Annotated in this window: 19 protein-coding genes; 6 read left to right on the top strand and 13 right to left on the bottom strand. The window is 68.2% G+C overall.

The features are described from left to right. Positions 1–3: 3 nt before the first annotated feature. The 5 genes from AC1RLU_RS17865 to AC1RLU_RS17845 all read right to left on the bottom strand — a co-directional run bounded on the left by AC1RLU_RS17865 (position 4) and on the right by AC1RLU_RS17845 (position 6,617). Positions 4–714, bottom strand: a complete 711-nt coding sequence (locus AC1RLU_RS17865; RefSeq protein WP_492797194.1) for a DUF930 domain-containing protein — start codon at positions 712–714, stop codon at positions 4–6. 99 nt (positions 715–813) lie between these two features. Further along, positions 814–2,016 carry a winged helix-turn-helix domain-containing protein gene (locus tag AC1RLU_RS17860; protein WP_492797192.1) on the bottom strand — a complete coding sequence of 401 codons (1,203 nt, stop codon included), beginning with the start codon at positions 2,014–2,016 and terminating at the stop codon, positions 814–816. A 164-nt stretch (positions 2,017–2,180) separates the two neighbouring features. Continuing rightward, the gene (locus tag AC1RLU_RS17855; protein WP_244512125.1) at positions 2,181–2,705 is read right to left on the bottom strand and encodes a CAP domain-containing protein; all 525 of its coding nucleotides are present in this window, start codon (positions 2,703–2,705) and stop codon (positions 2,181–2,183) included. A 4-nt stretch (positions 2,706–2,709) separates the two neighbouring features. After that, a complete protein-coding gene (locus tag AC1RLU_RS17850; protein ID WP_492797190.1) occupies positions 2,710–5,223 on the bottom strand; it encodes a DUF3772 domain-containing protein in 2,514 nt (837 codons plus the stop codon). Between the two features lie 299 nt (positions 5,224–5,522). Next, positions 5,523–6,617, bottom strand: coding sequence for an ROK family protein (locus AC1RLU_RS17845; protein WP_492797188.1), 1,095 nt, complete (start codon positions 6,615–6,617; stop codon positions 5,523–5,525). A gap of 168 nt (positions 6,618–6,785) precedes the next feature. On the opposite strand from AC1RLU_RS17845, the gene AC1RLU_RS17840 reads away from it, so the two are divergent. Further along, positions 6,786–7,283 carry a DUF2938 domain-containing protein gene (locus tag AC1RLU_RS17840; RefSeq protein WP_492797187.1) on the top strand — a complete coding sequence of 166 codons (498 nt, stop codon included), beginning with the start codon at positions 6,786–6,788 and terminating at the stop codon, positions 7,281–7,283. 6 nt (positions 7,284–7,289) lie between these two features. On the opposite strand, the gene AC1RLU_RS17835 is transcribed toward AC1RLU_RS17840, so the two are convergent. Genes AC1RLU_RS17835 through gloB form a run of 3 tightly spaced genes read right to left on the bottom strand, consistent with a single transcriptional unit; the run spans position 7,290 to position 9,278 of the window. Further along, on the bottom strand, positions 7,290–8,048 hold the full coding sequence (locus AC1RLU_RS17835; RefSeq protein WP_492797185.1) for a GNAT family N-acetyltransferase: 759 nt from the start codon (positions 8,046–8,048) through the stop codon (positions 7,290–7,292). Position 8,049: 1 nt separating this feature from the next. After that, entirely contained in the window at positions 8,050–8,505 is a 456-nt protein-coding gene (locus AC1RLU_RS17830; RefSeq protein ID WP_061966066.1) for a cupin domain-containing protein, read from the bottom strand. 8 nt (positions 8,506–8,513) lie between these two features. Next, positions 8,514–9,278 carry a hydroxyacylglutathione hydrolase gene (gene gloB / locus AC1RLU_RS17825; RefSeq protein WP_492797658.1) on the bottom strand — a complete coding sequence of 255 codons (765 nt, stop codon included), beginning with the start codon at positions 9,276–9,278 and terminating at the stop codon, positions 8,514–8,516. A gap of 140 nt (positions 9,279–9,418) precedes the next feature. On the opposite strand from gloB, the gene AC1RLU_RS17820 reads away from it, so the two are divergent. The 3 genes from AC1RLU_RS17820 to AC1RLU_RS17810 all read left to right on the top strand — a co-directional run bounded on the left by AC1RLU_RS17820 (position 9,419) and on the right by AC1RLU_RS17810 (position 12,863). Continuing rightward, complete coding sequence (locus tag AC1RLU_RS17820) at positions 9,419–10,186, top strand: class I SAM-dependent methyltransferase (protein ID WP_061966063.1); 768 nt, start codon at positions 9,419–9,421, stop codon at positions 10,184–10,186. A gap of 103 nt (positions 10,187–10,289) precedes the next feature. Next, positions 10,290–11,243, top strand: coding sequence for an acetyl-CoA carboxylase carboxyltransferase subunit alpha (locus AC1RLU_RS17815; RefSeq protein ID WP_113584152.1), 954 nt, complete (start codon positions 10,290–10,292; stop codon positions 11,241–11,243). A 198-nt stretch (positions 11,244–11,441) separates the two neighbouring features. Then, positions 11,442–12,863: a L,D-transpeptidase family protein gene (locus tag AC1RLU_RS17810; protein WP_492797183.1), complete on the top strand. Its 1,422-nt coding sequence runs from the start codon at positions 11,442–11,444 to the stop codon at positions 12,861–12,863. Positions 12,864–13,017: 154 nt separating this feature from the next. Here the strand turns inward: AC1RLU_RS17810 and AC1RLU_RS17805 are convergent, their stop codons facing one another. From AC1RLU_RS17805 to AC1RLU_RS17790, 4 genes are all read right to left on the bottom strand, one after another. Continuing rightward, complete coding sequence (locus AC1RLU_RS17805; protein WP_492797182.1) at positions 13,018–13,689, bottom strand: AroM family protein; 672 nt, start codon at positions 13,687–13,689, stop codon at positions 13,018–13,020. 61 nt (positions 13,690–13,750) lie between these two features. Then, a complete protein-coding gene (locus tag AC1RLU_RS17800; protein WP_492797180.1) occupies positions 13,751–15,421 on the bottom strand; it encodes an OPT/YSL family transporter in 1,671 nt (556 codons plus the stop codon). A 55-nt stretch (positions 15,422–15,476) separates the two neighbouring features. Further along, positions 15,477–19,325, bottom strand: coding sequence for a hydantoinase B/oxoprolinase family protein (locus tag AC1RLU_RS17795; RefSeq protein ID WP_492797178.1), 3,849 nt, complete (start codon positions 19,323–19,325; stop codon positions 15,477–15,479). Further along, on the bottom strand, positions 19,322–20,107 hold the full coding sequence (locus AC1RLU_RS17790) for an IclR family transcriptional regulator (protein ID WP_061965842.1): 786 nt from the start codon (positions 20,105–20,107) through the stop codon (positions 19,322–19,324). Before AC1RLU_RS17790 ends, AC1RLU_RS17795 begins: the two co-directional genes overlap by 4 nt. 203 nt (positions 20,108–20,310) lie before the next feature. On the opposite strand from AC1RLU_RS17790, the gene AC1RLU_RS17785 reads away from it, so the two are divergent. Together AC1RLU_RS17785 and AC1RLU_RS17780 are read left to right on the top strand one after the other, a co-directional pair. Beyond that, on the top strand, positions 20,311–21,279 hold the full coding sequence (locus AC1RLU_RS17785; protein ID WP_492797177.1) for a hypothetical protein: 969 nt from the start codon (positions 20,311–20,313) through the stop codon (positions 21,277–21,279). Between the two features lie 27 nt (positions 21,280–21,306). Then, positions 21,307–22,344, top strand: a complete 1,038-nt coding sequence (locus AC1RLU_RS17780) for a DmpA family aminopeptidase (protein ID WP_492797175.1) — start codon at positions 21,307–21,309, stop codon at positions 22,342–22,344. 15 nt (positions 22,345–22,359) lie between these two features. Here AC1RLU_RS17780 and AC1RLU_RS17775 read toward each other — a convergent pair whose 3' ends face one another. Further along, entirely contained in the window at positions 22,360–23,625 is a 1,266-nt protein-coding gene (locus tag AC1RLU_RS17775) for an aminopeptidase (RefSeq protein ID WP_492797174.1), read from the bottom strand. Between the last annotated feature and the right edge of the window lie 85 nt (positions 23,626–23,710).

Raw genomic sequence — 23,710 nt, 5'->3', positions numbered from 1 at the left:
AGCTTAATGCACGGCCGGCAGGCCGAGCGCCTCCCAGCTTTCCCTCGGGATCGGCTCACCGACATGGAAGGCGAAGGCGGTGACACGCTTCAGGTCGGCCGAGACGGTGCAGGCGAAGCGCAGGCCGTACCAGCTCCGCTTGCTGCGAAAGGCCGCGCCCTCCGCCGTCAGGACCCGGCCTGAGAGCTTCGTGCTCGCCTGCGCATAGGCGGTGACGCGATCCGGCTCGAAGCTGCGCTGCCAGTCATGGATCTGGCCCATCGCTTCCAGGCCGCAGAGCTGTTCGACGCGCTCGTCCGGCGCGAGCCGCAGCAGCAGCGCGACGGTCTCGCGGCTGCGCGGATCGGCCAGAACCCGCTGCGACAGCATGCGCGGCGGATGGATCATGCCATCTGCTTCGACCGGAGCAGGCGAGGCACCTGGAGCGGGCAAGGCATTTGGAGCAGGCTCATCCGGCTTCGGGAGAGCGTCCGGCAGCACCGGTGCTGCCGGGGCGGGAATGGCAACGACCGGCGGCCGCCTGGGCCGGGTCAGCGCTTCGAACTCCTCGGGAGTCTGCAACTCGACCTCGATGCTTTGCTCGGTGACCGGCGCCAGATCGAAGCTCTGGACCGCGAAAGCAGCCAGCCACGCGAGGAGCGCCGCATGCAGGATCACGGCGATTGGCAGGCCCGGAGCGGGCATCGAGGGCCGTGCCGGGAGCGCGACCGCCATGGTTCAGGCCGCGGCCCTGTCGCGGGCAGGCACCGCCGATCGCGCTATCCTCGTCATCCGGCCTTGTGCCTCTGCTCCCCTGTCGGGCAACAGCGACGATCAAGCCGGCATTTTTGTGATCTCGGGCAATGGCTCGGCCACGGCCTCGTTCTGCCCGAGCTGGAAGCGCTCGAAACGCTGCAGTTCTTCCTCGATCGCCATCTTCAGCGCCGGCGCCTCGCAGCCTTCGAGCCAGGTCCATTGCTGCATCAGGAGCGTGCCGGCCGCCCGGTCGGTCTTCAGGTCGAGCACCGCGACGACCCGTTCCCCCGCCAGGACCGGCAGGCCGAAATAGCCATAGGCGCGCTTCTCCTTCGGCAGATAGGCCTCGAAGACATGGGCATAGTCGAGGAGGAGCTTCGCTCGCTTGCGCTGGATCATCAACGGATCGAAGGGCGAGAGGATATGGATCAGCGTCTCGCCTGGCGCAGCAAGCGGTTCCAGCGCGGCCGGAGCGGCCCAGTGCTGCGTCTTGCCGGCACCTTCCACGGCAACCGGAACGAGGTCCCGGCGCTTGACGCGGGCGGCGATCAGTTCGGCCACGGCCTTCTTCGAGGGCGCGTCGAGATGGCAGATCGAATCGAGGCTGACCAGCCCCTGCGCCCGAAGCGCCCGGTCGAGCAGATAGGCCGTGATCTGCCGCTCGCTCGCCGGGGTCGGTTTCTTCTCCCACTGGAAATGCCGGTCGAACAGTTCATAGGTCTTGACCATGCCGGCCCGCGCCGAAATCGCGAGCTCGCCATCGTAGAAGGCCCGTTCCAGCAGCCCCTTGGACGGCTTCTTGCTGGCCCAGAGATGCGCCTTCTCGATCAGTTCCTCCTCGATATCGCGGATCGACAGCGCGCCGTCCTTGCGGATGCGGCGGAGCAGCTTGCGCGTCTCCTCGCGGGCGCCGACCGCCGACCAGCGCTTCGGCTCCTCGCGATGCGCCTTCATCGCCGGCAGGAAATAGCGGATGTCACGGGTGGGCACGTAGGCCAGCGCATGCGTCCAGTACTCGAAGACGCTCTTTCCGACCGATTGCAGATGGGCGAGATCGGCCCGGCGGTAGGCGGGGATGCGGGCATAGAGGATGTGATGGTGGCAGCGCTCGATCACGTTGATCGTGTCGATCTGGACATAGCCGAGATGCTCGATCGCGGCGCGCGCGGCGTCCGGCCCCGCCCCGAAAGGGTCGCGCCGGTCGAGCCGCTGGGCATGAAGCCAGAGGCGGCGGGCCTGTTCGACAGGAAGGGAGATCGGCTTGCGGGATCGCGGAGGCATGGGAAGCAGGCTAGCCGCACCCGCACCATTCGGTAAGGGCCCGAGGGCTTCGCAGCTGACAGCCATTGGCGGGAGCGTCGCGGATGAAGCTGCGGGCTTGATACGCGCTCGGTCCATAGGCTTGCTGCTCAGGCAAAGGCGGACGCCGCCAGAGCTGCTGCCGGCTATGGCGCGACGATCAGCGCCCAGTAGACCTGATATTTCGAGCCGGGCGCATAGGCCGTGGCGATCCCCATGCGCTTGGCCTTCGCGTCCTTCATGACGCGATCATGCTGGGGCGAATCCCGCCAGCCCGAGAAGGCCTCGGCGAGACGGCGGTAGCCGGCCGAGAGATTGGCTTCGGCTCCGGCCTGGCCTTCCCGCGCGAGGCGCGCCTTGACCGCATCGGCCTGGGCCGGCTTGTCCGATCCGGCCATGACGGTCGCTTCGCGCTGGGCGGCCTCGACGAGAGCCGGGTCGAGCGTCAGCGCGCCGAGGCCCGCATTGAGGCGGTAGGCCGAGATCATCGCCCGCGCCTGCTCGGTATCGACACGGGCCGAGGCCGAGCCGAGATCGCGATAGAAGGCCGGCTGGCCCTGGCGCTGCGGCTCGGCGCAGCCGGCGACGCCGAGGAGAGCGAGCGCGCCGGCAAGCGCCGCCGGGCAGGTCATCGCGCGCGAAGCCGCGATGTGGCGCAGAAAGCTGGGCATCCGATCATTCCTTGCTGTCGTCCTTGGCGGGCTCGGGCGCGGGAGCAGGCGTGGCGGCCTCGGCCTCCTCGTCCTCGGGCTCCTCCGCCACTACCGGCTTACGCGAGCGGCGTACCGGAGCGGGCGCTTCCCGTTTCGCGCGGCTGCGCGGACCATCTCCCCGGCCGACCGCCGCGGCGATGCTGCCAAGCGAGTGCTCGACGCCCTCAAGGCCGCGCACCATCAATTCGGGCACGGAGGCGGCCGGCTCCATCTCGGCAAGGCGCTTGTGGATCGCGAAGTTCAGGTCGCTGTTGACCCGGCCGGTGATCTCGACATCGCCGACCACGCAGATCAGCTCGAAATCCATCGTCGTGGTGCCCAACTTCTTGAACATCACGGCCGGCGGCGGCTTCTGCATGACATCGCCATGGTTCGAGGCGACCTCGGACAGCATCGCCCGCACCTGGCCGGCATCCAGCGAGCGCGGCACGGTGAGCGCGATCAGCACGCGCCCAGTCCGGTCGTTGCGGACGCGGTTGCGCACCACGCCGGAGATCAGGTTCGAGTTCGGGACGATCACGGTCGCCCGGTCGAAGGTCGCGATCTCCGTCGAGCGGACATTGATGCGCTTGACGATGCCCTCGATGTCGCCGACCAGCACCTGGTCTCCGACCCGGATCGGCCGCTCCCAGAGCAGGATCAGCCCCGAGACGAAGTTCGACACCACCGATTGCAGGCCGAAACCGATACCGACCGAGAGTGCCGACGCCACCAGCGTCAGGCGCTCCAGGCTCAGGCCCACCGCCGTGACGGTGATCGCCGCCGCCGCGATATAGCCGACATAGCCGGCCGCCGTGGTGATCGAGTTGCGCAGGCCCGGATCGAGCGCCGTCGTCGGGAGGAACTGGTTATCGAGCCAGCGCTGCATCGCCCGCGTCGCACCGATTCCCATCGCGAACACAATCGCGCCGACGACGATCGTCGAAAGCGAGACCGTGACGCCGCCGACCTGGAAGCCGAAGAAGGCTGCTCGCAGCGAGACGAGGAAGTCGTTCGATTCCAGCCCCCAGGGCGCGAGGATGAGCAGCAGCGTCACCGCGATCAGCAAGAGCTTCAGCACGCCGACGCTGACGACCGAGATCTTGTCGAGCGTGGCGGCGCGCAGGCCCATACCCGCCTTCAGCGTCAGGGCGAAGCGGCCCTTGCCGCTGAGCAGGCGCGGAATGCCGAGGTCGATGAACTGGAAGACCAGCAGGAACAGGCAGGCGACGATGCCGATCCAGAGCGCCTGCTCGGCCAGGAAGGCGGCGAAGACGACATAGCCGCCGAGCGCCGCCGCGATGATGCCGAAGCCGATGATCCAGCCGAGGATGCGTACCGGCCCCAGGCTCGCGCCGTCGACCGGGACGTAAGGACCGAGGCAGGCTTCCTGCTCGACGTCGTCATCGTCGCGAATCCGGTAGAGCCCGGCAATCAGGGCGAGCGCGAACAGGATGGCGAAGAAGGCCTTGACGATGATCGAGACGGCGAGACCGGCGGCGATGGCCTGCAGCCAGGCCTCGAAGACCTTGCCGATGGACATGACGGCCGCAAGCGAACCGGCGATCCAGACGACGCTGCGCGCCGTCGTATCCATCACCTTGACGAGGCGCCGCTGCGGGCTCGACGGCGCGAACAGCGCGTCGGCCAGCGCCTGCACGAAGGCGAAGAAGGCCAGGCCGACGACGACCGCCCAGATCACCGGCTGGATGCGGGGCGGCAAAAGCCCGGTCGTGTTCAGGGCCTTGTAGATCAGCCAGCTCGCCAGCACCGGCGGCGCCGCGCCGGCGATGATATGGGCGAGCGCGATATAGAGGCAGTGCAGGTTGCCGGTGTCCTGCGTGTTGCTGAAGCGCGCCTTGAAGCGCGGCAGATAGCGTGCCCGCGCCAGATAGAGCAGGAGAGCGCCCATCAGGGCGAGCGCGACCACGGTGCCGCGCGTGCCGGAAAAGGCATCGCTCACGCCCTCCAGCCAGCCGCCGAAGATATAGCCGGAGGCGCGCAGGTCTTCCGGCGCCGTCGCGATCGCGTTGCCCCAGACCTCGGGGTTCGCCACGGAAGGGCCGGCGGCGAACAGCTGCTTTGCGAAGATGTCCCGGCGCTTGTCGCCGATGCTGCTCTGCAATTGCTCGGCCTGGAGCAGCGAGGCCCTGGCGATCTTCAGCGTCTCGTCGGCGTCGGCATAGGCCTTGGCGCGCGCCTCGCGGTCCCGGACGATCTCCGCGCTCTCGGCCGGTGCACTCGCCTCCGGCTTGGGACCGAGCTGGTCGAGCCTGAGCTTGGCCTGGTCGACCTTCGGCGTCTGCTCGTCGACGATCAGGCGCAGCTGGTCGAGCGAGGGTTGCAGCCGCAGACGCTGCCGCTGCAATTCGGCGTCGCTCGGATCGGGCGAGGCCAGCGTCGTCTCGATCTGGGCGAGATCCGCGCGAACGATGTCCAGCCGGGCGCGAAGGCTGCCCGGCTCCGCCGGCGCCTGCGCGAAGGACGGGCCCGCCACAGAGAGCGTCAAGACCAGAAGAACGAGGCAAGCCGTCAGCAGGCCTTGCAGACCCCTGAACGATGCGTGCGCCCTATGCGCTGCCATGGTGGTGAGGCCCTGTCCGGCCGAATGATTCGGCTCCGACTCGACCCTCGGCACAGCCATGCGCGCAAGGCAAGATGAAGAGCGGAATTCGACCGGCACGAAGGACTTCCGAGCTTGCGGATGGAACGGGGTGGGGAGACGGACCCCGCCGCCTCATCGCCGCAAAACACGACCTGAAGATGGCGAAAGCAGCGCTTTTGTCGGCTTGCCCCTCAGTCGCGTCCCTTGCCCTTCGCCTTGACGCGATTGTGGTAGCTCGCATTGCCGAGGCCGGTGCCGATCGTCAGCACGGCCCAGTTCTCGACATCCTGCATCGCCGGCATCTCGCTCAGTCCCTGGATCACCGCGTCGTTGTGCATGACGACCTCGGTCTCATGCTCGCCGATCTCCGGAACAAGCGCGCGGATGCTGTCGACGAGATTGAAGCGGCTGCTTTCCCAGTTGCCGGGCAGGTTCTGCGCACCGCGATCGATCGCGCCGTCCGGCTGGATCAGGCCGGGGCAGCCGACGCCGATGAACGGTGCGACCCGCAACCCCTCCTTCTCGGCGTTGCCGATCTGCTCGCGCAGCATCTCGCCCAGCCGCTGGATCGCCTCGTCGCGGCTCGGTTCCTCATCGGCATGGCGCCAGAGGTCCGATTTCCAGACCCGCGCCTTGCTCAGGTCGGGCGCCTTCTTCTGCCTGAGCTCGACGATCCCGGCGCGGATGTTCGAACCGCCGATATCGACGGCGACGAGGCTGTCATAGGCCTCGAATATCCATTTCGGCGCGAGATGGGCGCTGCCGACCAGCCCGGCCTCGTCGGGATGATGGCTGACCGGGACGAGATCGAGATCGCGCCCGTCGGTCCGCAGGATGATGGCGGCACGCGCGATGGCGAGCTCGCCGACGCGGCTCTCGCGGAAACCTCCGCCCACCACGATACGCTCGATATCCGCCCAGCTCTTCAGCCGCGCGAAGCGGCGAATGACAAAGGCGAGCGACTGGGCAAAGCCTTCGACGGCACTGAGCACCAGTGCAGCCTCTTTCGCATCGCCCTCCTTGATCAGGGCGTCGAGTTCCTTCTTGCTGATCTCGGCCGTCTTGCCCTCGAGCGGATCGTCGCCGTTGCGCTTGAGATGACTGCGCAGCGCGTCGAGATGCTCGATGAAGGCGCCGCGGCTCGCCTTGTCGCCGACGAAGCCGTCATCGTCGCGCACCTCCAGATTATAGCTGGTGACCACCACCGAAGGCAGCTCGCTCGCGCCATGCGGCCCTGTGGCGGCCTTGGCCGCATTGCGTGACGTCTCGGCGGTCGCCGTGGCCATGTCTTTCCCCCTCGGTCGATGCGGATCAGCGGAGGCAACCCGCCGGAGCCTGCCGGGGTTCCGCCGACGGGGCGATGCGCCGCATGCAGCCCGCCTGCGCGCAGCCGGCTCGCCCCGGCGGTTGACCGCCGCCGCGAACGCCGCTCCAACAGGAGGGAAGCTGCCTCGATGCGGCCTGGGGGATGGAACGTGTCGGATCTGATTTTACGGATGGTGATCATCGGCATCGGCGCGACCGCGCTCACCGATATCTGGGCTCAATTCCTGCGCCTCTTCGGTTTCCCCAAGCCGAACTGGGCGATGCCCGGCCGCTGGTTCGCGCATCTGCCACGCGGCCGCATCCGGCACGACGACATCGCGAGGTCGGAGCCCGTTGCCGGCGAGCTCGCGATCGGCTGGATCTGCCATTACCTCGTCGGCATCGCCTTCGCCGGCATCGTATTGGCAATCGCCGGTGCCGATTGGGCTCGCAACCCGACCCTGCTGCCGGCGCTGATCGTCGGCTGGGTCACGATCGGCTGCGGCTGGTTCATCCTGCAGCCGGGAATGGGCATGGGCGTCGCCGCCTCGAAGAAGCCGAATGCCGGCCAGATCCGGCTGCTGAACTTCGTCAGCCACACCATCTTCGGCCTCGGGCTCTACGGCACGGCGCTGCTGACGCGTTGAAGCGCTTCAATCGAGAATGCGCGTCTCATACTGGTAGAGCGTGCGGAAGCCGAGACTGCCATAGAGGCTGATCGCGACCGCATTGCTCTGTTCGACCTGCAGATAGGCGCTGTGGCAGCCCATCGCCCCGGCCCAGCCCATCAGCCCCTGCACGATCCTGCGGCCATAGCCATGGCCGCGATGGTCGGGATGGACGCAGATCAGGCCGACCTCGGCCATGCCACGCTCGGCGACGCTCATGCCGAAGGCGACCGCCTCGCCCTCGACCAGCCAGGTTCCGAAGGCGGCCGGCATCTTCACCCGCTCGATGACGGCCGCGAGATTGCCGGCATGGGTCTTGTTGCCGCTCTGCAGCGCAGCAGCGCCGGCCGTCCATTCCTGGCTCGGCCGCGCCTCGATCTGCAATTCCGCCTCCTCCGAAGCCGTAAAGCCGGCGAGCGGCGCGATCTGGCCGAAGGACTTGTCCTTGACCCGGTAGCCGCGCTCCAGCACCGCCGCACGCGTCGCGTCCGCCACCAGCGGCGTCAGGCGGATGGCGGGGGTCAGCCCGTCCGCACGATAAAGCTCCTCGATCAGATCGAGCATCGCGCCGTCGAGTTCCGCGCCATAGCTCAGGGGCGTCGCCGAATTGGCCCTGCCCGAATAGCCATTGGCGAAGCGCAGCACCCAGTCGCCGACGACGAGCGTCGACAGCGCCGGCCAGGCATTGATGATGCGCCGCTCGCAGCCGAGCACGAATTCGCTGTTGTCCGTCTTGGTCAGCATCTCACCCCCCGGATGGCTTGCGCGGTGTCGGCCGCCAGCCCGGCGGCGCCATCTCGAAGCCCTTGAATTCAAAGCCCGGCGCGACCGTGCAGCCGACCAGCGTCCAAGCGCCGAGCGAGGTCGCGCTCTGCCACCAGCCGGCCGGCACCACGAATTGCGGGCGCTGGCCGGCAGCAAGCTCGGTACCGAGATGATGAGCCGAAGCGTCATGGCCGTTGGGCGAGACCGTGATCACCAGTGGCGCCCCGGCATAATGGTGCCAGATCTCGGCGGCATCGACCCGGTGCCATTCCGAGGTCTCGCCGGTATCGAGCAGATAATAGATCGCGGTCGAGAACCCCCGCCCCTCCGGCCCGGCCGGATCGCGAAAGGTCTCGCGATAATGCCCGCCTTCGGGATGGGGCTTGAGGTCGAGCAGTCGAATGACCTCCGCCGCCGTCAGTCCGTCGAGCTGCATCGCCATGATCAGAACCGGTTCTTGGCGTCACGCAGCGCCGCGAAGACCGCGCCCGGCGCAGCGCCGGCCAACCCGACGGCCGCGGCCAGCGCCGGCTCGCCGGCCCGGAAGAACGGATTGGTCGCCTTTTCCTCGGCGACCGTGGTCAACGCCCAGAACCGGCCTTCGGCCTTGGCCTTCTCGGCCTCGGCGAAGCGCGCCTTGAGCGCCTCGTTCGCCGGATCGACCGACCGGGCGAAGCGGGCGTTCGCAAGGGTGTAGTCATGCCCGCCGAGCAGGCGGGTATCGCCGGGCAAAGCCATCAGGCGCGAGAGCGAAGTCCACATCCGCTCCATCTGGCCGGGCTGAACGCGCCCGCAGCCCATCACGAAGACGACGTCGCCGACCAGCGCCAGTTTCGCGCCGCGCCCGACGAAGCTGAGATGCCCGTCTGAATGGCCCGGCGTGTGCCAGATTTCGAAATTTTCGCCGCCGAAAGCCACGCTATCGCCTTCGCCGACGACCCGGTCGAGCGGCGCGCTGGTCCGCGCATCCGCCGGGCCGACGACATTCGCGCCGGTTGCCTGCTTCACCTCGGCGACGCCTTGCGTGTGATCGTGATGGGCATGGGTGATGAAGATGTCGCTGATCGTCCAGCCCTTCGCCTTCGCGGCGGCAAGCGTCTCGCTCGCCTCGGGCACGTCGATGGCGGCGCAGGCACCGCTGGCGGGGTCATGAAGCAGCGCGCCCGCATTGTCGCTGAGCGTGCGGAAGACGTGAAGGTCGAGCGGCATGGCTTCCTCCGGCAGGGTCGGCCCACCGGAACGGCGAGCGGTCATGCGCCCTGCATGGGCCATGCCCGGCCGCCGATCAACCCGGCATCGTCTCGGGGCAGCCCTTGCGCTCGGGCCTCATGCGTTCCATGTCAGGCGCCATGCCTCTCGACGTCGTCGACCTGCGCGCCTTCTATGCGAGCCCGCTTGGCCACGTGGCCCGGCGCTTCATCGGCCGGGCGATGCTGCGATTCTGGCCGGATTGCGCGCGCCAGCGCCTGCTCGGCCTCGGCTATTCGACGCCTTATCTCTCCGTGCTCGGCATGCAGGCCGAGCGGACCATCGCCTTCATGCCGGCAGCCCAGGGCGTGGTGAACTGGCCTTCGCCCGGCCTTTCAGCCTCCGCGCTGGTCGAACCGACGCTCCTGCCCTTGCCGACCGCCTCGATCGACCGGGTCGTGCTGGTCCATGCGCTGGAGGAGACCGAAAGCCCCGACGACCTGCTGGAAGAGGTCTCGCGCGTGCTCAACCCCGGCGGGCGGATGATTCTCGTCGTGCCCAACCGGCGCGGGCTCTGGGCCCGCATGGACGGCACGCCCTTCGGCCAGGGTCGCCCGTTCAGCCGTCGCCAGCTCTCCGCCCTGATGCGCGGCGCCGAATTCTCGCCGGAGCATTGGACCGAGGCGCTCTATGTCCCGCCACTGCAAAAGCGGCTGCTGATGCGATCGGCCCGGGCGTGGGAGCAGATCGGTGCGGGCTTGTCGCTGCCCTTCGCCGGCGTCCATATCATCGACGCCACCAAGCAGTTCTACCGGCGCGCACCCCTGCGCGCGACGCGGCGCAGTTTCGCGCTGAGACCCGTCCTCCTGCCGCAGGCCTCGCCGACGCCGCGTGCGGCAAACCCGCCTGCGAGGCCAGGAACGGGTTGACAATTTCGCCGGGTCGCGGCCAAGGTCCGCCGCTTTTCAAGCCCGGTTTGCTGTAAAACCGCCGCTCCGCCCGCTTTTGGCGCGGAATCTGAACTGGATCACGATGCGTAGCTATCTGGATTTCGAGAAACCGGTCGCCGAGCTGGAGGCGAAGGCGGACGAGCTGCGGGCCTTGGAGGCACGCGGCGACGGCATCTCCCTGTCGGAGGAGATCGGCAAGCTCGACGCCCGCGCCAACCAGGTGCTCAAGGACCTCTACGCCGCGCTGACGCCCTGGCAGAAGACGCTGGTCGCGCGCCATCCGCAGCGCCCGCATTTCAAGGATTACTGCGCCGGACTGATCACCGAATTCACCCCGCTGGCCGGTGACCGCGCCTTCGGCGAGGACGAGGCCATCGTCGGCGGCTTCGGCCGCTTCCGGGGCGAGCCGGTCTGCGTCATCGGCCAGGAGAAGGGCGATTCGACCGAGACCCGCATCCGGCACAATTTCGGCATGCCCAAGCCCGAGGGCTACCGCAAGGCCGTGCGCCTGACCGAACTGGCCGACCGCTTCGGCCTGCCGGTCCTGAGCTTCGTCGACACGGCCGGCGCCTATCCCGGCATCGAGGCGGAGGAGCGCGGCCAAGCCGAGGCCATCGCCCGCTCGACCGAGGCCTGGCTCGGCCTGCGGACCCCCAGCGTCGCGCTGGTCATCGGCGAGGGCGGCTCGGGCGGAGCGATCGCGATCGCCGCCGCCAGCCGCGTCATGATGATGGAGCATGCGATCTATTCGGTGATCTCGCCGGAAGGCGCGGCCTCGATCCTCTGGCGTGACACCGCCCGCGCCCAGGACGCCGCCACCGGCATGAAGATCACGGCGCAGGACCTGCTGAAATTCGGCATCATCGACAGGATCGTCCAGGAACCGACCGGCGGCGCCCATCGTGACGGGCAGGCCGCGATCAACCGCGCGGGCGACGCCATCGCCGCCGCGCTCGGCGATCTCGCCGGCCTTTCCGGCGAGGACATCGTCGCGCAGCGCGCCGACAAGTTCCTGGCGATCGGCCGCAATCTCTGAGCGCTCTCGGGAGCGAGCATCTCGCACCCGCGAAAGCCAGGGTTCTTTACCCCGCGTTGACCATGTGGCCAGACTCGGGGAGCCTATGGTAAGGAACCCTCAAGGCTAACGCATCTAAAACGAGTCGACGGGCACAATTTGGCCGTCATGCGAAGTCACAGGTCGCGCCCCGGCCTGCCGTTCGATGGGATTGACGACGTGGCAATCAAGCAACTCGCGCTCGTGGCTTTTGTTGCATTGACGCTAGCTGCCTGCGAGGAAGACCGCTATCGCGGCTCCGCGCGCCATAACATCCCGATTCCGAGCGCGACCTATGCGCTGATGTCCGAGAAGGGCATGAGCAAGGACCAGCCGATCATCATCCGCTCCTTCAAGAAGGAATCGGAGCTCGAAGTCTGGAAGCGCAAGGCAGACGGGCAATACGCCCTGCTGAAGACCTATCCGATGTGCCGCTGGTCCGGCCAGCTCGGCCCGAAGGTCCGCGAGGGCGATCGCATGGCGCCGGAGGGTTTCTATGCCATCGCGCCCCAGCAGATGAACCCGAATTCGTCCTATTACGTCTCGTTCAACATGGGCTATCCCAACGCCTATGACCGCTCCTATGGCCGCACCGGCGCGCATCTGATGGTGCACGGCGCCTGCTCCTCGGCCGGCTGCTATTCGATGACGGACGACCAGATCGGCGAGATCTATGCGCTGGTCCGCGAGGCCCAGAATGCCGGCCAGCGCGCCGTGCAGATGCAGGCCTATCCCTTCCGGATGACGGCGCAGAACCTGGCCAAGCACCGGCTCGACCCAAACATCGCCTTCTGGAGGAACCTGAAAGAAGGCTCCGACTATTTCGAGGTCACCAAGGACGAACCGGCCGTGTCCGTCGCCGGTGGCCGCTATGTCTTCAACGGCGGCCAGGCCCCGGCCGCCGTCGCCGAGAAGCGCCGCGAGGACGAGGTTCAGGTCGCCTCGCTCGTCGCCAAGGGCACGCCCGCGATCAAGCTGATCTATGACGATGGCGACCAGCACGCCTCATTCAAGCGCGCGCTCGCCTCCAATGGCGCCGATGCCTTGAACCGCTCGGCCTCCTGGGGGTCGAAGGATGTCGGCATCAGCCGCGAGGATGCACTCGCCTCCGGTCCGCGCGTCGTCGTGCTCGACAACAGCGGCAAGGCCAAGGCGACCGTGCGCGCCGCCTCAGCCGAGAACGACGCAATCCTCGCCGCCGTCGCGTCCGCGCCGGTCGAGGAGCCCGCCAAGCCCGTTGAAGCCAAGCCCGCCCTGGCCCCGCGCCCGGCTGCGGCCACCGCCGCCACGCAGCTCGCCAAGGTCGTTCCGGGCAATCCCCAGCAGGGGCCGGTGCTGGCGAGCGCCTCGTCCACCCCGGTCGTCCCCGCCGCTCCGGCTGAGGACAAGCCGTTCCTGCAGCGCGCGCTCAGCTTCATGCCGGTCTTCGGCGGCACGGCCGACCAGGGCGTCGCCACCGCCTCCGCGCCGGTCGTGTCGGTGGTTCCGGCATCGCCGACCACCACCAGCGCCCCGCTGCCGCCACGTCGCGCCAATGGCCTCAGGACGTCCAGCCTGGATCGGTCGACAGCGGCTTATGCCAGCCAGCCGGCGCAGCGCTGAAGCCGCGGCAAGCAGGCCTGAAATCGTGACGCAATTGCCACAGGGCCGCGGATAAATACGAACAGCCTTTTTCGCAAACGCGAAGGCCCCCGTTTCGGGGGCCTTTCTTTTTTGGCCGCGTGCAGCCGGCAGAGCCACGCCAAGCTTGCTTGCGTCAGGCGATCTCGGAGACCAGTTTGGCGATCAGGCTGTTGGAGAGGATGACCGGCAAGCCGGCTTCAGCCGCCTCGCGGCGATGCCGCTCGACGAAGCCCATGCAGTCCATCAGCAGGATTTCGGCACCGCGCCCCGCAAGCTCACGAGCGGCCTCCGCGACCGACGCACCTTCCCCGCCATAGGGCGAGGCGGCGGCATAGAGCGGCGCGCGGCCGAGCGGCACCCATTTCCCGGCCTCGGACGCGATCTGCTCGGCTAGCGGCACGATGATGCCGAGCTCAGCGCCCTGCACCAGCGCCGCCACGGTCGGCGGCAGGATGCGATCGGGCTCGATCAGGCGCGCCGCCTGCGTCCTCAGGCTCGCGAAATGGCCTGTGCAGAGCATCAGGATCGTCGAGCAGCCCTCGGCCTCCAGCATCGCGAGCTTGTCCTGCGCCGCCGCCTCCGTACGGGCCCGGTCGATGACGACTGCGCTGCCGTCGAGCAATTTGGTGATCAGCACGGGCTTGCCGGCTTCCGCCACGAAGCCACGCTCGATCTCGGCGCGGCTCAGGCCGTCGAGCACGCCAGCATGGCACCGTGCCAGCCGCGCATCCAGCACCTCGTCGAGGATCGGCGTGATGTCGGCGCGCGGCGCCTGGCCGATCGTCAGGGTTCCCAGCTTGCTCATGGCGATGCCTCCTCAGGAATGGAAAGGCCCCGGGGCGCGGTCGCCTCGGGGCCTGTCTCGTTCAGCGCTTCCAGAAGTTCTTCGCGACCGAGTCGAAGAAGGAGAAGATCGCGTCGCCCGCGATCACGCCCGCCGCGAAGACCTCCATGTCGCCCTCGCCGCTCGCGCCGCGCCGCTTCTCCCAGATCAACCGGCAGAGGATGCCGGCCAGCACCGCCCAGCCCGCCATCGGGAAGTTGATCAGGAGGCCGGTGGCGAAGAGCACGCCGATCTGCCGCTTCGGCCCGCCGATGAACTGCAGGATCGCGCCGGGGATCGCCCAGAGGAAGAGCTGCCAGGCCACGCCATCAGCCACGCCGGCCTTGATCGTCGCGGCATAGACCTTGTTCACGGGGGCGACGAGGTTCTGGTCGAAGAAGGACTGGTAGGAGACCAACACGACTGCGCCCGCCACGACGAAGGCGAACATCGCGGCGAAGAGCTGCTGGCGGCGGCCTTCCAGCTCGAAGGCGGGGTCGGCGCCGTTGCCGCGCAGCAGGTAGCCGGCCTTGAGGTCATAGCCCATATCGGCGAAGGCCGGGCCGGTCGCGGCCGAGAAGCCGACGAGCAGCGCCAGAGCCGGCATCGGGAAGCCGATGAGCATGCCGATGATCAGCGTGATCAGCGCCACCGCGAAGGCCGGGAACCAGCCGGAGTGCATCGCGGCGAGGCCGACGATCAACTCATGCACATAGGCCGCGAAGGCGGCGTAGAGCACGAACAGGATCAGCATGCCGATCGACATGTCGCTCATCAGCCCGCCGACGACGGCGATGAACACCGCAATCGCGAGATAGCCGACGGTGCCCAGCCCGAGCGCGCGCTTCACCTCGGTATCCGAGACACCCGCGGTCGCTTCGCCCGCCTTGGCCTCGCTGCGGCGGAACAGCAGAATCGCGACCTGGAACAGCGCGACGAGGCCGGCACCGATCATGAAGCCGTGCGGGATGTAAGCCGCCATCAGGTCGCCCTTGGGGATCAGGGTCTCGAACAGTGGCCCGCCGAAGATCTGGCCGGAATAGCCGCGCAGCAAGAGGCCGATGCCGAACATCGTGAGCGCCCAGACATTGCCGATGAAGGCGACGCCGAAAGCCGACATCGGAATCCCCGAAACCGCGGTCGAGCCGGCGAAGCCGATCCAGGCCAGCGGGATCTTGATGAAGGAGGCGGCAACGCCGGTGCCGAAGCCGATGCCCATCAGCACCGCCTTGCGGCCGCCCTCGTCGCCGGCCTTGATCGCCTCGGCAGCGGCGACGCCCGGAGGCCAGGCACCCTGCGCCGGGAAGACGCGGGAATCGAACATCCGGTAGAGCAGATAGGCGTCGAGCAGCATCGCGAAGAAGGCGCCCGCCAGCATCGGCAGCACCAGATCCGGCCGGCCGAGCAGCCAGGGAATGCCGACCGGCAGGAGCAGGCTGTTCGCCGCGCCGAACGTGGCCGAGGAGATCGCGCTCTGGGCCAGGTTCTGGACATGGATCGAGCGGTAGCGCGCGAACATGGCGAGCGGCACGCGCGCCAGCGCCATGGCGGCGAGCGCGCCGATCAACGAGGTGTTGGCGGTGATGCCGAGCGACACCAGAAGCTGCATGCCGATGATCGCGCCGAAGACGCAGAGCACGGCGATGAGCAGCAGCGTCGCCGGCTCGAACAGGCTGGGGTGCCGCCGAGGCACCCCTTCAGTCGGATTGGTCATGCCTCGGTCCCCATGTGATGCCCTTGTCGGGCTGTTGGCGTTTCGTCCCTGGATATCAAGCAATCAGGATGCCGGCCTTGGCCTCGCCGACATCCTGCGTGGCATGCGCGCCCTGCACGCCGTAATCGCGCTTGGCCGCATCCGGAGAGACCAGCCCGAGCGCGATGTCGCGGGCGATAGCCTCGCGCGAGCGCTCGGAGGCCGGGCCGTAGCCGGCGCCACCGGCGAGCACGAGCTCGACGATCTCATGCGGCTGTCGCACCTGGACCAGTTCGCCGGTGCCGACATCCCTGAGCACATGGCCCTGCTCGTCGATCACCCGGCCGGAGGCTCCGCCGCCGGCCTTGCCCCCGAACAGCCCCGGGATCGGGTTGTTGACCCCTTCCGGATAGAGCGAGACCAGCGTCGGCAAACCGTCATCGGCGAGCTTGCGCAGCCGCACGCGCTGGCCGAGGCCGCCGCGATGCTGCCCTGCGCCACCGGAGTCGGTGAGATAGGCCTTTTCGACCACCAGCACCGGCACCCGCGATTCGAAAGTCTCGATCGAGGTATTCGCCGCCGAGGTCGGGTAGAGCAGGCCGGACTTGCCGTCGCCCTGGGCCGAGCCGCCCTGGCCGCCGCCGCAGAAGAGCATGTCGGAATAGGTGTCGCCGGCCGCATCGCGGCCATAGACGCTCGCCGCCACGGGCAGGCCGGTGAAGGCCTGGACCTGCTTCGGCGCCGCTTCCGACAAGGCGCGGAAGATGTTCGGCGCCAGGTACCAGCCGGTGCGGGTGCGCAGGTTCACCGCCAGCGGCTTGTCGCAGTTCAGGATCGAGCCCTTGGGCGCATCGACCGAGAAGGCGCGGTAGCAGCCGGCATTGCCGCGCACCGACGGCGTCAGCATGCATTTCAGCGGATAGGTCGCATGCGCCATCGTGTAGTTGAGCGTGCAGTTCAGCCCGCCCTGCGGCAATTGCGGCGGCGCGCCGGTGAAGTCGAGATGGATGGTGTCACCCTTCACCGTCAGCGCCAACGGATAGGTCATCGGCGTGCCCAGCGGGTTGTTCGAGACCGTGCCGTGATAGGTTCCATCAGGCAGCGCGCGGATCGCCTCGCGCATCGCCTTCTCGGAGCGGCTCTGCACGACATGGGCAAGCGCGCGCAGGTCCTGCATGCCGTAATCGGTGAGGAAGGACTGCAGCCGCTCGGCGCCGATCGCATTCGCGGCAACGAAGGAGTGCAGATCGCCGAGAACCTGCTCGGAATTGCGCACGTTCTCGCCGAGCAGCCGCACCAGCGTCTCGTTGATCCGGCCGGCCTCGTAGAGCTTCATCGGCGGGATCTGGAAGCCTTCCTCGTAGATCTCGCGGGCCCGCAGCGAATCCTTGGTGCCGCCGATATCCGAGACATGGCCGACCGTGCCCATCAGGCCGACGACGCGATTGCCGAGGAAGACCGGCGTGACGATCGCGATGTCGAAGAGATGGCCGGCGCAGAGCCAGGGATCGTTGGTGATGAGCACGTCGCCGGGCTTCAGCGTCTCGGCCGGATAACGCTCCAGCAGCGCCTTGACCGCGCGCGGCAGCGTCAGGTTGAACACCGGCATCGCACGGGGCGAATGCGCCAGCGTCTCGCCTTCGGGGTCGAGCAGTTCGCAGGCGAAGTCCTGCGCTTCCGAGATCACCAGCGAGAAGGCGGTGCGGCAGACCGTCAGCCACATCTCCTCGACGACGTTGATCATCCGGCTCCACATGATCTCCAGCGAGATCGGATCGGCCTCGATCCGGCGCGCGGCTTCGGCCAGCGGCATGTCGGCGGTGATCGTCGTCTCGGCCGCATTGGCCTGGCCGACATGGATGATGAGATTCAGGACATCGTCGATGGCGACGCTGTCGCCGGGCGGGACGATCGTGGTCGCCTCGCGCTCCTCGATGATCGCCGGCCCCTTGACGGTGTCGCCGGAACGCAGGGCGTAGCGGTCATAGACCGTCGCCTCGCTCCAGCCGCCCTCGAACCAGGCCTTGCGGGTGCCCTTGATCTTGTTCGTGGCGTCACCGCCGCCGGCCGCGCCGGACAGCGAGAGCGTCGGGACCGGGCCGGCGCAGCGGACGCGGAAATTGATCGCCTCCAGCCGGGCGCCCTCATAGACCGAGGTGTAGCGGGCGGAATAAGCCTTGCTGAACGCCGCGCGGATGGCATCGAGGCTCGCCGCATCGATGGTGCCTGATGGCAGCGGCACGGAGATGTCGTGCATCTGGCCGACGAGGCGCATATCGGCCGTGCGCTCGACCGTGACGTCGGCGGGCTTCACGCCGGCCTCGGTCAGGTGCTTGCGGCCTTCCGTCTCGAGCTGGCCGAGCATGGCGTTGACGGCAGCGGCGTCGAAGCCCTCGGAGAACTCGACCGGCAGCGAGCGCACCATGTCGAAGGAGAGCGGCGCGGCAAGGAAGCCGAGCGCGGAAGCCGCGCCCGAGGCCGGCGGGATGATCACCTGCTTGACGCCGAGCACGCGGGCGACGTCGACGGCGTGCGCAGGACCGGCGCCGCCGAAGCCGACCATGGCGTAGTGGCGGGGATCCTTGCCCTTCTCGACGAGATGGACGCGGGCGGCCGCGCCCATGCTCTCGACCACGACCTTGTGGATGCCCCAGGCGGCTTCCTCGATCGAGAGGCCGAGTGGCGCGGCGACGGTCGAGACGGCCTTGCGCGCCGCCTCCAGGTCGAGTGCCATGCGCCCGCCGAGGAAGAAGCCGGGATCGTAATAGCCGAGCACGAGATTGGCGTCGGTCACGGTCGGCTTCACGCCGCCCATGCCGTAGCAGGCCGGGCCAGGATCGGAGCCGGCCGAATGCGGGCCGACCTTGAGCAGGCCGACCTCGTCGATCGCAGCGATCGAGCCGCCGCCGGCGCCGATCTCGATCATATCGATGACGGGCGCCTTGATCGGCAGGCCGGAGCCCTTGGCGAAGCGGTTGACGCGGCCGGCTTCGAGCATCGGCGCGATCTCGGCGCGGCCATCCTCGATCATGCAGGCCTTGGCCGTGGTGCCGCCCATGTCGAAGGAGATCACGTCCTTATGGCCGGCAAGCTCGCCGAACAGGGCCGTGGCGAGGCCGCCACCGGCCGGGCCGCTCTCCAGCAGGCGGATCGGGAAGGTGCGCGCCGTCTCGGGCGAGACGAGGCCGCCGGCCGAATGCATCAGCGTCAGCGAACCGCGGAAGGAGCGGGCCGCGAGCTCGCGCTCAAGCCGCTGCAGATAGCGGCGCATCAGCGGCTGCACATAGGCATTGGCCGCCGTGGTGACGAAGCGCTGGTATTCCCAGATCTCGGCGACGACCTCGCTCGACAGCGAAACGGTCAGTTCCGGGCAAGTCTCGCGAACGATTTTGCCCGCTTCCTGCTCATGCGCCGGGTTGCGGTAGCTGTTCAGGAAGCAGACCGCGATCGCCTCGCAGCCGGCGGCTTCAAGTTCGCGGGCGGCCTTGCGCACCGCTTCCGCATCGAGCGTGGTGACGACCTGGCCGTCGCGGTCGATGCGCTCGGCCACTTCGAGGCGGTGTTCCCGCGAGACCAGCGGATCGGGGAAGGTCAGGAACAGGTCGTAGATGTCGTAGCGCTGCTCCGTCCCCATTTCGAGGATGTCGCGAAAACCCCTGGTGGTGATCAGGCCGAGCTTCGAGCCTTTGCGCTCGATCACGGCATTGGTGACCAGCGTCGTGCCATGGACGATGTCGCCGACATCGGCGAGCGTGATGCCGGCCATCTCGGTGAGCTCGCCGAGGCCGATCAGCGCCGCTTCAGACGGGTCATGCGGGGTGGTCAGGCGCTTGTGCAGCCGGACCGAACGCTCCTGCGAATCGTACAGGATGAAGTCGGTGAAGGTGCCGCCGATATCGAAGCCGATACGCCAACGATTGCTCATGGAGCGGTCTCCGCGATTGAGAGGTTCAGGGGTATGAAACGCTTGTCCTGGATCAGGGCCGCGATCTCGGCGGCGCCCTGACCCAGCGAACGGATGATGGCGAGGCGCTCGGCCGGCTCGACCGTGGCGGCCGGGAAGGACAGGCAGAGCGCGACCTCGTCACCGGTGGTGGGATCCCCGACGGCAACGGAGATGGCGCGCACGCCGTGCACCGCCTCGTCATGGGATTCGGCGAAGCCGGCGCGGCGCACGATGGCGAGACGCGCCAGCAGCTCGTCCATATCCTGCGGCGCGGTCGCCGAGGGCGGCGTGAAGCCGGCGGGATAGAGCGCGCGAACCTCTTCGTCGGAGAGGCGGGCCAGCAGGGCACGGCCGGTGCTCGAGGCGAAGGCCGGGATGCGGTCGCCGATCGAGGTGACGACCCTGAGCGCATGACGGCCGGGATGGGCGGTGACGCCGACGATCTCGTTGCCACGGCGCACGCTGATATAGCCGGTATGGCCGATCTGGTCGGAAACCCGCCCCACGATCGCATCGGCCCGGTCGATCAGCGACGCGGCGAAACGATAGAGATGGCCGACCTGGTTGAGCAGGAGCGAGGGCCGGTAACGTTTGCTCTCCCCGACCGTCTCCAGCAGCCCCTCGTCGCGCATCGCCCGGAGCAGGCGCGAGGCATTGCTCTTCGGCATGCCCAGGAGCGTGACGAGATCCGTCACCGTGACGTCGTGGCGCGTGCTGGAAAAACAGCGAAGCACATCCACAGCCGACGACAGGATGGACATCGCGCTAACCCTTTAAGTTCCATTAAATGGAACTGAAGTTGCAATAATAGGAAAAATACGTGAGTTAGGGAAGATGTCAATCCTGTGACCGCCGCTTTCCTTCCGCAGCGGGATTCGGGCGCCTCGACGCCGATCCGGCTTGGCTGTATCCCGGCCTCCTGACCGCCTCGGGCATCGGAGCCTGCCGTCATGGAGATCACCGGATGAGCGACAACCTGCTCTATCTCTCGCGCGACGATGTCCGCGCGCTGGCGATCTCGCCCGATGAAGCGCGCGAGGCCGTGCTACAGGGTTTTCGCGACTATGCCGCCGGTCTGAACCGGAGCCTGCCGAAGACGGCGCTGACGCTCGGGCCGGGCCACGGCTTCCAGGCGATGACGGCAGCCTCGTCGGCCCAGCAGATCGCCACGGTGAAATGGGTGGCGATGGCCCCGGTCGAGGCGGGCTCGCCCTTGCCCGCCGTCAGCGCGCTGATCTGCGTGAACGACTATGCGACGGGCATGCCGCGCGCGATCCTCGACGGCGACGAGATCACTCTGATCCGCACCGCGGCGATCACCGCAGCCGCCGCCTCGCGCCTCGCCCCAGCGACGCCGCGCACCATCGGTTTCGTCGGCTGCGGTCTTCAGGCCCATGCCCATCTCGCTGCCTTCCGCGCGCTCTATCCGGGCCTGACGACGGCGCTGGCCATGAGCCGCAGCCGCGCTTCAGCCGAGCGCCTCATGGAAGCCGCACGCGCGAGCGGTCTCGCGACGCGGGTGCTGGACGACGCCGACGCGCTGCTGAGCGAGAGTGACATCGTGATCTCGATGGTGCCGGGCGGCCCCGGCATGACGCCCTTCCTCGACGCGCGGCGCCTGAAGCCCGTCGCCTTCGCCGCGGCGGTCGATACCGGCCGGAGCTGGCTGCCGGAGACGCTGCCAGCCTTCGACGTGCTCGCCACCGACAGCCTCGAACAGTCGCGCGCGCCTTATGATGCCGCCGGCAATCCGGTGACGACCGTCAGCTTCGGCCATGACATGACGGAGCTTGCGGGCGCTCCGCATCCGACGGCATCGGCGAGCCGTTCCTTCTTCTGCTTCCGCGGCGTCGCGCTGGCCGATCTCGCGTTCGCCCATCTCGTCGTCGAGAAGGCCCGCGCGCAGGGGCGCGGCACCACCCTGCCGCGCTGATCCCGCCCAACTTCACCGGACCCCGCCATGACCCAGCGCCTTCGCGATTTCGGCCTCACCTGCGGCATCATGGAGCCCGGCCCGCTCAATGCGATCACCGACGTGCCCGGCGTCAAGCTCGGTCATTTCACTTTGAACGAAGGCGATCTCCGCACCGGTTTCACGGCCCTGCTGCCGCATGACGGCAACCTGTTTCGCCGGAAGGTGCGCGCCGCGGTCGATGTCATCAACGGTTTCGGCAAGAGCGCCGGGCTGATGCAGCTCGCCGAGCTCGGCCAGATCGAGACGCCGCTCCTGCTCGGCAACACGCTCGCCGTTGGCGCCGGCTTCGACGCGCTGGCGACGCGCGCGCTCGCCGACAATCCCGACATCGGCCGGCAGACCGGGACGGTCAATCCGGTCGTGCTCGAATGCAATGACGGCTATCTCTCCGACATCCGCGCCCGCGCGCTGACGCAGGAACATGCCTTCGCCGCGCTCGACTCAGCCGAGACAGGCCCGGTCACGGAAGGCGCAATCGGTGCCGGCACCGGCATGAGCGCCTTCGGCTTCAAGGGCGGCATCGGCACGGCATCGCGCCGCTTCGTCCTCGACGGCGCCGATCACACGCTCGGCCTGCTGGCTCTAGCCAATTTCGGCAACGCCGGCGATCTCGTCCTGCCCGATGGTCGCCGTCCCGTTCCGCCCGAGGTGAAGCCCCAGGCCGAGCGCGGCTCGGTGATCCTCATCATCGCGACCGACGTGCCGCTGGAATCGCGGCAGTTGCATCGTGTCGCGCGGCGCGGCGGCGCCGGCCTCGCCCGGCTCGGCGCCTTCTGGGGCAATGGCAGCGGCGACATCGCCGTCGCCTTCACCACCGCCGATCCGATCGACCACGATCAGCCCAACGATCTCGTGCCGCTGCGCGCCCTCAACGAGAACCGCATCGATACGCTCTTCCGCGCTGCCGCGGAGGCGACGCAGGAAGCCGTGCTCAATGCGATGGTCACCGCGCCCGCCACGACCGGGCGCGACGGGCACCACCGCCCGTCGCTGGGAGATTGGCTGCGAGCGAACGCGGACTGAAACGGTGCGGGCCGCTCAGACCCACTCGCCCTTGCGGAACACCGGCACGCGGCGGCCGTCCGCGTGGACGCCGTCGATATCGACTTCGCCCGAGCCGATCATCCAGTCGATATGGATCAGGCTCTTGTTGCCGCCCTGCGCCGCGATCTGCTCCGGCGTCAGGTTCGCGCCGTCGACGAAGCATTTCGAATAGCACTGCCCGAGCGCGATATGGCAGGACGCATTCTCGTCGAAGAGCGTGTTGTAGAACAGGATGCCGCTCTTCGAGATCGGCGAGGAATTCGGCACCAGCGCGACTTCGCCGAGTCGGCGCGAGCCGTCATCGGTGTCGAGCACCTTGTTCAGTACGGCCTCGCCGCGCGAGGCCTTGGCCTCGACGATCCGCCCGCCCTCGAAGCGCACCCGGATCTGGTCGATCAGCGAGCCCTGATAGGACAGCGGCTTGGTACTGGAAACGTGGCCCTCGACCCGGCGCGCATGCGGCGTGGTGAAGACCTCCTCGGTCGGGATGTTGGGGTTGCAGACGATGCCGTTCTTGGCCGGGGAGGCGCCGCCCTGCCAGTCATGGCCGTCGGCGAGCCCCACGGTCAGATCGGTGCCCGGCCCGGTGAAGTGCAGCGAGGCGAAGCGCTGGCCATTGAGCCAGTCTCGCCGCGTCCGCAGCGCCGCGTTATGCGCAGCCCAAGCCGCGACGGGATCAGCCTGATCGATGCGCGAGGCGGAGAAGATCGCCTCCGCCAGCTTGCCGACCGCGACCTCCTCGGCATCATCCGGAAACACCTGCCTGGCCCAGGCCGCACTCGGATAGGCGAGGATGTTCCAGTTGATGTCGAAGCCGGCGATCTTCTCCAGCGCCGGCTGATAGGCCAGCGAATTCGCCTTGCTGGCGCGGCCGACCTTGGCCGGATCCTCGTTCGCCAGCAGCATCGGGTTGTCGCCGACGATGGCGAGCCGCGCGGTATTGGCGGAAAACGCCTCGGCAACGCCCTTGTAGAGCCAGGCCGGCGCCTTGTCGAAGCTCGCATCCGGCGCATGGCGATAGCGCGCCAGCGTGACCTCCTCGTCGGCCAGCATCGGCGTGACGATGCCGGCGCCGGCCTTGTAGGCGTGTTCGGCGATGCGACGCACCAGCGGCAACGCCGCGACCGGCGCGGTCAGGAACAGGTCCTGCCCCGGCTGTAGATTGAGGCCGACGCGGATAGCGACCTCGGCCAGCTTGTCGAGCTTGGCGGGATCGATGGCAGAGGGGCGCTGATCTTGCGGGCGCTGGTGAACAGTCATGGCACTCGACCTGTCAGATTCGGGGTTGCCGCCATTGCTGGCCCAAATCGTCGCCGGGTCAACCACTGCAGCGGCAAGGCCGCCA

The sequence above is a fragment of the Allobosea sp. GW822-FHT05A11 genome, from assembly GCF_058800455.1.
The sequence above is the reverse complement of the archived record's forward strand: the minus strand, read 5'-3'. Positions and strand labels throughout refer to the sequence as shown.